This window comes from Variovorax sp. 20P10.2.4 (assembly GCF_058244205.1).
The window spans coordinates 1-8281 of sequence record NZ_JBZAYE010000315.1 but is presented as its reverse complement, the minus strand read 5'-3'; the positions used below and the strand labels follow the sequence as shown (position 1 = coordinate 8281).

Annotated in this window: 7 protein-coding genes and 1 pseudogene; 5 read left to right on the top strand and 3 right to left on the bottom strand. The window is 69.4% G+C overall.

Features of this window, described 5'->3' with window-relative positions; all coding sequences use genetic code 11:
• A partial coding sequence (locus AC27VN_RS24980; protein WP_490878254.1) for a 3,4-dehydroadipyl-CoA semialdehyde dehydrogenase occupies positions 1 to 972 on the bottom strand: 972 nt, incomplete at its 3' end.
• A gap of 124 nt (positions 973 to 1096) precedes the next feature.
• Positions 1097 to 1597, bottom strand: coding sequence for a DUF4863 family protein (locus AC27VN_RS24975; RefSeq protein WP_490878253.1), 501 nt, complete (start codon positions 1595 to 1597; stop codon positions 1097 to 1099).
• Between the two features lie 162 nt (positions 1598 to 1759).
• Here AC27VN_RS24975 and AC27VN_RS24970 point away from each other — a divergent pair, with 162 nt between their 5' ends.
• The 5 genes from AC27VN_RS24970 to AC27VN_RS24950 all read left to right on the top strand — a co-directional run bounded on the left by AC27VN_RS24970 (position 1760) and on the right by AC27VN_RS24950 (position 7832).
• Positions 1760 to 2695, top strand: coding sequence for a helix-turn-helix transcriptional regulator (locus AC27VN_RS24970; RefSeq protein WP_490878252.1), 936 nt, complete (start codon positions 1760 to 1762; stop codon positions 2693 to 2695).
• Positions 2696 to 2884: 189 nt separating this feature from the next.
• Positions 2885 to 4561 (top strand): 2,3-epoxybenzoyl-CoA dihydrolase, encoded by a 1677-nt coding sequence (boxC, locus tag AC27VN_RS24965; protein WP_490878251.1) that lies wholly within the window; start codon positions 2885 to 2887, stop codon positions 4559 to 4561.
• Between the two features lie 31 nt (positions 4562 to 4592).
• Complete coding sequence (gene boxB / locus AC27VN_RS24960) at positions 4593 to 6020, top strand: benzoyl-CoA 2,3-epoxidase subunit BoxB (protein WP_093343739.1); 1428 nt, start codon at positions 4593 to 4595, stop codon at positions 6018 to 6020.
• Positions 6021 to 6070: 50 nt separating this feature from the next.
• A complete protein-coding gene (gene boxA / locus AC27VN_RS24955; RefSeq protein ID WP_490878250.1) occupies positions 6071 to 7351 on the top strand; it encodes a benzoyl-CoA 2,3-epoxidase subunit BoxA in 1281 nt (426 codons plus the stop codon).
• A 31-nt stretch (positions 7352 to 7382) separates the two neighbouring features.
• A complete protein-coding gene (locus tag AC27VN_RS24950) occupies positions 7383 to 7832 on the top strand; it encodes a MaoC family dehydratase (RefSeq protein ID WP_057595301.1) in 450 nt (149 codons plus the stop codon).
• A 64-nt stretch (positions 7833 to 7896) separates the two neighbouring features.
• On the opposite strand, the pseudogene AC27VN_RS24945 reads toward AC27VN_RS24950, so the two are convergent.
• A pseudogene (locus tag AC27VN_RS24945) lies at positions 7897 to 8281 on the bottom strand (hypothetical protein); the annotation flags it as partial.

Here is an 8281-nt window from a genome sequence, read left to right as displayed (position 1 = left end):
GCTCACGCCCGCGAGCTTGGCGCCGATCGCCTCGGCGGCGGCGTCGTAGAGCTCGGCCGGCACGAGGATGCGGCGGATCGCGGTGCACTTCTGGCCCGCCTTCACCGTCATCTCGCGCACCACTTCGCGCACCAGCAGGTTGAAGGCTTCGCTGCCGGGCGCGGCGCCGGGCAGCAGCAGCGCGCTGTTGAGGCTGTCGGCCTCGATGTTCACGCGCACCGAGCGCCGCGCCACCGCGTCGTGCGAGCGGATCAGCGCGGCGGTGTCGGCCGAGCCGGTGAACGAGACCACGTCGAAGGGCTGGAGCTGGTCCATCAGGCCGGCCGAGCTGCCGCAGATCACCGACAGCGCGCCCGCGGGCAGCACGCCCGCGTCGACCACGTCCTTGACCATGCGCTGCGTGAGCCAGGCGGTGGCGGTGGCCGGCTTCACGATCACCGGCACGCCCGAGAGCAGCGCGGGCGCGGCCTTCTCCCACAGGCCCCACGAGGGGAAGTTGAAGGCATTGATGAACAGCGCCACGCCATGCGTGGGCACCTGCAGGTGCTGCGACTGGAACAGCGGCTCCTTGCCGAGCCTGGCGGCCTCGCCGTCGCGCAGAGCGCGCACGTCGCCGAGCGCATCGCCCCACTTGGCGTACTGGCCCAGCGTGAAGATCGCGCCGTCGATGTCGACGGCCGAGTCGTTCTTCACCGTGCCCGAGTTCGCGGTCGCGATCTCGTCATAGGCATCGCGGTTGGCCTGCAGCACCTTGACGACGGCGGCCAGCAGGCCGGCGCGCTGGCGGTAGCTGAGGGCACGCAGCGCCTGGCCGCCCTGTTCGCGGGCGAACGAGAAGGCCCCGGGCAGGTCGAGCCCGGTGGCGTCGACGCGCACGAGCTCGGTGCCGAGCACCGGGTCGAAGAGGGGCGTGCCGGCGCCCGAGCCGCTTTGCCAGCGGCCGGCGACGTGGTTGGGAAGAAGCTCGGTCATTCGATGGGCTCTCGATGGGTGCAGATTCGGGGAACACCGCGGAACCGGCTTTGCCGGGCCGCTGGTGTTGCCCCCGGCGAGGGGGTTGGCGGCCACGCGAAGTGGGCAAGCCTGGGGGAGTGCCTCATACCGTGAACTTGATCTGCCCTTCGGGCAGGAGGTAGAGAACGAGCGCGCGGCCTTGCGCGACGGTCGGGCGATGCGCGCTGCCGGGGCCGTAGACGCACCAGCCCGCGGGCCGTCCGTCGAAGCTGGCGGCGGGGCTGTCGTCCAGCGGCATGATCAGGTCGATCTCGCCCTGGGGATGGGTATGGTGCGGGCCGGCGATGTCCTGCATGTCGACCACGTCGACGGAGAAGCGGTGCAGCGCGTCCTCGGCCTTGAAGACGCGGCCGTACTTGATGCCGCCGCCTTCGCGCTCGCACAGCCAGCCTTCGGCCACGCCCTGGCGGCAGGCGGCGCCGAGCCGCGCGAAAGTGGGGCTGCCGGCGCCGTGGTTCGCGTTGAGCCAGCGGTCGAGCTCGGCGTCGAGCGGCCGGCCGGCGATCTCGGCGGTCAGGCCGGCGATCAGTTGGTGGAAGGCTTCCTTGCCGCCGGGGCTGGCGGAGTGGCTGCTGTCGGACATCGTGGGCCTCGAACTCTGGTATTGCCTTGCAGGAATGCTGCACGTGCAGTATCTTGCGTGTGGCCGAACAATAAGCATCGAGACAACCAGTGTCAAGCAATATAGTGCATCTATGGTGTTTACCCTGAGCGCGCACAATGCCGGCGAAACAAGAGGAATGGCATGAATGAGCATGTAGACGCGGTGCTGGCCACCGCGCCGGAAGGCGCCGCCCCCGCCGCGCCCGGGGAGGTGAAGAACCCGCTGCTGGTCGCGCTCGGCGAGCGCGTGCGCAACCTGCGCGCGCAGCGCGGGCTCACGCGCAAGGCGGTGGCGATCGCGGCCGAGGTGTCGGAGCGCCATCTCGCCAACCTCGAGTACGGGATCGGCAACGCCTCGATCCTGGTGCTGCAGCAGGTGGCGGGCGCGCTGCACTGCTCGCTGGCCGAGCTGGTCGGCGACGTGACCACCAGCTCGCCAGAGTGGCTCCTGATCCGCGAGCTGCTCGAGCACCGCAGCGAGGCCGACCTGCGCCGCGTGCGCGTGGCGCTCGGCGAGCTGCTGGGCACGGCCTCGATCGACCCGGCGCGGCACCGGCGCATCGCGCTCGTGGGCCTGCGCGGCGCGGGCAAGTCCACCCTGGGCCAGATGCTGGCCGACGACCTCGAGGTGCCCTTCGTCGAGCTGAGCCGCGAGATCGAGAAGCTCGCCGGCTGCAGCGTGCGCGAGATCCACGACCTCTACGGCACCAACGCCTACCGCCGCTACGAGCGCCGCGCGCTCGAGGAGGCGATCCAGATCTACAGCGAGGTGGTGATCGCCACGCCGGGCGGCATCGTCTCCGACCCCGCCACCTTCAACGAGCTGCTCGCGCACTGCACCACCGTCTGGCTGCAGGCCGCGCCCGAGGAGCACATGGGCCGCGTGGCCGCTCAGGGCGACACCCGCCCGATGGCCGCCAGCCGCGAGGCCATGGACGACCTGCGCCGCATCCTCAACGGCCGCGCCGCCTTCTATTCGAAGGCCGATCTCACGGTCGACACCAGCCGCCAGACCCTGCCGCAGAGCTTCCAGAACCTGCGCGCCGCGGCCCGCCAGGCGATGGGCCTGAAGGCCTGACCCGGCCGGCGCCGCCGCGCGTCGGCCCGGGCTTCGGTCACGTTCTCGAAAAAAACCGCATCAGGCATTGACGTGCCCGTAAACATGCAGCATGATGCATGTCATCGCCGCAGGAAAGTGCATTATTATTCGTGCATCGACCTTGTCCCGCGGCCTTTCAGCCCACGGAAGACCCAGGAGACCCCCGCCATGACCGACACCATCGCATCCACCGCCGCCCCGCGCGTCGACTACCGCATCGAGCCTTCCCAGTACCGCCACTGGTCGATCGGCTTCGACGGCGAGATCGCGCGCCTCACGCTCGACATCGCCGAGGACGGCGGCATCCGCCCCGGCTACAAGCTCAAGCTCAACAGCTACGACCTCGGCGTCGACATCGAGCTCAACGACGCGCTCAACCGCATCCGCTTCGAGCACCCCGAGGTGCGCAGCGTGATCGTGACCAGCGGCAAGGACCGCATCTTCTGCTCGGGCGCCAACATCTTCATGCTCGGCGTCTCGAGCCACGCCTGGAAAGTGAACTTCTGCAAGTTCACCAACGAGACCCGCAACGGCATGGAAGACTCGTCGAAGCACTCGGGCCTGAAGTTCCTCGCGGCCGTGAACGGCGCCTGCGCCGGCGGCGGCTACGAACTGGCGCTGGCCTGCGACGAGATCCTGCTGGTCGACGACCGCTCCTCCTCCGTCTCGCTGCCCGAAGTGCCGCTGCTCGGCGTGCTGCCCGGCACCGGCGGCCTGACCCGCGTGACCGACAAGCGCCACGTGCGCCATGACCTCGCCGACATCTTCTGTACCAGCGTCGAAGGCGTGCGTGGCCAGCGTGCCGTCGAGTGGCGTCTGGTCGACGCGGTCGCCAAGCCCGCGCAGTTCGCCGCCGCGGTGCAGGAACGCGCCTCGCAGCTCGCGGCCGGCAGCGACCGTCCCGCCGGCGCCAAGGGCGTGGCACTCACGCGCCTCGAGCGCACCGACAGCGCCGACTGCATCGCCTACTCGCACGTGAACGTGCAGATCGACCGCAGCAAGCGCACCGCGGCGATCACCGTGAAGGCGCCGAGCGGCGCGCAGCCGGCCGACATCGCCGCCATCGAAGCCGCGGGCGCCGCCTGGTGGCCGCTGGCCGTGTGCCGCGAGCTCGACGACGCGATCCTCAACCTGCGCACCAACGAACTCGACATCGGCACCTGGCTGCTGAAGACCGAGGGCGACGCCCGGGCCGTGCTGGCCTCGGACGCCGTGATGCTCGCGAACAAGGACCACTGGCTGGTGCGCGAGACCATCGGCGCGCTGCGCCGCACGCTGGCGCGCTTCGACGTGTCCTCGCGCAGCCTGTTCGCGCTGGTCGAGGCCGGTTCCTGCTTCGCCGGCACGCTGGCCGAGCTGGCCTTCGCCGCCGACCGCACCTACATGCTCGCGCTGCCCGACGACGCCGAGCGCGCGCCCCGGCTGGTGCTCAACGAATTCAACTTCGGCTTCTTCCCGATGGTCAACGACCAGAGCCGCCTGCAGCGCCGCTTCTACGAAGAGGCCGCGCCGCTCGAGGCCGCGCGCGGCGCCGCCGGCAAGCCGCTCGATGCCGACGAGGCCCTCAAGCTCGGCCTGGTCACGGCCGCGCCCGACGACATCGACTGGGACGACGAGATCCGCATCGCGATCGAGGAACGTGCCGCCATGTCGCCCGACTCGCTGACCGGCCTCGAGGCCAACCTGCGCTTCGCGAGCAAGGAGAACATGATCACGCGCGTGTTCGGCCGCCTCTCGGCCTGGCAGAACTGGATCTTCAACCGCCCCAACGCCGTCGGCGAGAAGGGCGCGCTCAAGGTCTACGGCACCGGCGAGAAGGCCGGCTTCGATCTCAACCGCGTCTGAACCTGCAGCCCGTACAACCCAAGGAACAACGATGAGCACGATCAACTACAGCGAGAAGATCCCCAACAACGTCAACCTCGGCGAAGACCGCACGCTGCAGCGCGCGCTCGAAGGCTGGCAGCCCAACTTCATCAACTGGTGGGACGACGTCGGCCCCGAGGGCTCGACCAACCACGAGGTCTACCTGCGCACCGCCGTGAGCGTCGACCCGCAGGGCTGGGCCCAGTTCGGCCACGTGAAGATGCGCGACTACCGCTGGGGCATCTTCCTGAACCCGGGCGATGCCAACCGCGAGATCCACTTCGGCGACCACAAGGGCGAGAAGGCCTGGCAGGACGTGCCCGGCGAACACCGCGCCAACCTGCGCCGCATCATCGTCACGCAGGGCGACACCGAGCCCGCCTCGGTCGAGCAGCAGCGCCACCTGGGCCTGACCGCGCCCTCGATGTACGACCTGCGCAACCTGTTCCAGATCAACGTGGAAGAAGGCCGCCACCTGTGGGCCATGGTCTACCTGCTGCAGAAGCACTTCGGCCGCGACGGCCGCGAAGAGGCCGATGCGCTGCTGCAGCGCACCTCGGGCGACGAGAACAACCCGCGCATCCTCGGTGCCTTCAACGAACGCACGCCCGACTGGCTCGCGTTCTTCATGTTCACCTACTTCACCGACCGCGACGGCAAGTTCCAGCTCTCCGCGCTGGCCGAGAGCGCCTTCGATCCGCTGGCGCGCACCACCAAGTTCATGCTGACCGAGGAAGCCCACCACATGTTCGTGGGCGAGAGCGGCGTGTCGCGCGTGATCGCGCGCACCGCGCAGGTCATGAACGAACTGAAGACCGACGACGCGCAGAAGGTGCGCGCGGCCGGTGCCATCGACCTCGGCACCATCCAGCGCTACCTGAACTTCCACTACAGCGTGACCATCGACCTGTTCGGCGCCGACCAGTCGAGCAACGCCGCCATCTTCTACAGCTCGGGCCTCAAGGGCCGCTACGAGGAAGGCAAGCGCACCGACGACCACGTGCTCAAGGGCCAGACCTACAAGGTGCTCGAGGTGAAGGACGGCCAGCTCGTCGAGAAGGACGTGCCGATGCTCAACGCGCTCAACGAAGTGCTGCGCGACGACTTCATCAAGGACTCGGTGGCCGGCGTCGGCCGCTGGAACAAGGTGCTCGAGAAGGCAGGCATTCCCACCCGCCTGGTCGTGCCGCACAAGGCCTTCAACCGCCAGATCGGCGCGCTCGCCGGCATCAAGATGTCGCCCGAGGGCCGCGTGGTGAACGACATGGAATGGGCCGCCAAGCGCGACGAATGGCTGCCGAGCACCGAAGACTTCGCTTTCGTGGCATCGTTGATGGGCCGCGTCATCGAGCCGGGCAAGTTCGCGGGCTGGATCGCGCCGCCGGTGATGGGCATCAATCGCCAGCCGGTGGACTTCGAATACGTCCGCTTCGGCTGAGCGCCTGGATATGAATCCCTCGTCCCCACGGCGAGGGGATGGAGAACAACATGGACATGGCCGTTGAAGCCGGGGTCATCAAGCAGCACCTGATCGACCCCGAGATCTGCATCCGCTGCAATACCTGCGAGGCCACCTGCCCCGTCAACGCGATCACGCACGACGACAACAACTACGTCGTGCGCGCGGACGTCTGCAACGGCTGCATGGCCTGCATCTCGCCGTGCCCCACGGGCTCGATCGACAACTGGCGCACCATGCCCGTGGTGCGTGCGTACTCGATCGAGGAACAGCTCGGCTGGGAATCGCTGCCGGCCGAACTCACGCCCGAGGAGCTCGAGGCCGCGGGCGTGACGGCCGACGCGGCCGATGCCGTCGAGGTGGCCGAACCGGCACCGGCGCAGGCGAGCGCGGAAGCGGCCGAGCCGGTCTTCCACTCGGCCCAGTACGGCGCCACCGTGCCGCCCTGGTCGGCCGCGCATGCCTACACCAACCTGTTCCCGCCGAAGACCCCGACCACCGCCACCGTGGTGGGCAACTTCAACTGCACCGAGGCCGGCTTCGACAGCGAAACCCACCACATCGTGCTGGACTTCGGTGCCATCCCGTTCCCGGTGCTCGAGGGCCAGTCGATCGGCATCGTGCCGCCCGGCGTCGACGCCATCGGCAAGCGCCACCATGCGCGCCAGTACTCGGTGGCCAGCCCGCGCAACGGCGAGCGGCCCGGCTACAACAACGTCTCGCTCACCGTGAAGCGCGTGACCGAGGACCACCAGGGCAACCCGGTGCGCGGCCTCGCCTCGAACTACGTCTGCGACCTCAAGGTCGGCGACACCGTGCAGGTGGTCGGTCCCTTCGGCGCCTCGTTCCTGATGCCGAACCATCCGAAGTCGAACATCGTGATGATCTGCACCGGCACCGGCAGCGCGCCGATGCGCGCCATGACCGAGTGGCGCCGCCGGCTGCGCAAGAGCGGCAAGTTCGAGGGCGGCAAGCTCATGCTGTTCTTCGGCGCGCGCACGCAGCAGGAGCTGCCCTACTTCGGCCCGCTGCAGTCGCTGCCCAAGGATTTCATCGACATCAACCTCGCGTTCTCGCGCACGCCGGGAAGCCCCAAGCGCTACGTGCAGGACCTGATGCGCGAGCGCGCGGCCGACCTCGCCGCGCTGCTGAAGGACGGCGCCAGCCACTTCTACGTCTGCGGCCTCAAGAGCATGGAGGAGGGCGTGGTGCTCGCCCTGCGCGACGTGGCGCGGGACGCGGGCCTGGACTGGGACACCGTGGGCGCCGCGCTCAAGCGCGAAGGCCGGCTGCATCTCGAGACCTACTGATCTTCGTCGTGTAGCCGGATACGCTGCGCCGATGAAGTTCGCCGATTTCCATGCCGGCCAGGTCATCGAGGCCGGCCCCTACCTGCTCAGCGAGGAGGAGCTGGTCGGCTTCGCCCGCAGCTACGACCCCCAGTGGTTCCACACCGACGCCGAGGCCTCGCGCGAGAGCCCCTTCGGCGGCCTGATCGCGAGCGGCTGGCACACCTGCGCCATCGCGATGCGCTTGGTGGTCGAAGCCGCGCTCGCAGGCTCCGAATCGTTTGCCTCGCCGGGCCTCGAGCACGTGCGCTGGCCGAACCCCGTGCGCCCCGGCGACGCGCTGCGGCTGGTGGCCGACGTGATCGAGGTGCGCCGCTCCGAGAGCAAGCCCACGCTGGGCATCCTGCGCTGGCGTTGGCGGCTGTTCAATCAGCGCGAGCTGATGGTGCTGGATGTCGAGGTGACGAGCCTGTTCAGGCTGCGCGAAGACGCTTCGAACTGAGCACGCACGAAAAAGGCCCGTGGCCTCGAAGGGCCACGGGCCTCGTCGCACCGGGCGGGCGTACTTACTTGCCCAGCTTCACGCCACCGCTGCCACCGGCCTGACCGGCCGCGCCGGCCCCGGTGCCGATGGGCTTCAGCGCGCCGCCCGCGGAACCGGCCGCACCGGTCACGCCGTTCACCGCGCCGCCGACGGTATTGGTCGCACCGCCGAGCGCACCGGTCGCGCCATTGGCCGTGCCCGCCACGCCGCCCACCGCATTGGTCGCACCGTTCACGGCCCCCGTGGCGCCGCCGACCGTGTTGCCGACATTGCCCACCGCGCCGGTCGCGCCGCCGAGCACGCCGCCCACGGCATTGCCGAGGCCGCCGCCGTTCGCATTGCCCGAGGCATTGCCGCCCGCACCGGCGTTGCCGCCAGCGCTGGCGCCATGGCTGTTCGCCTGGCCT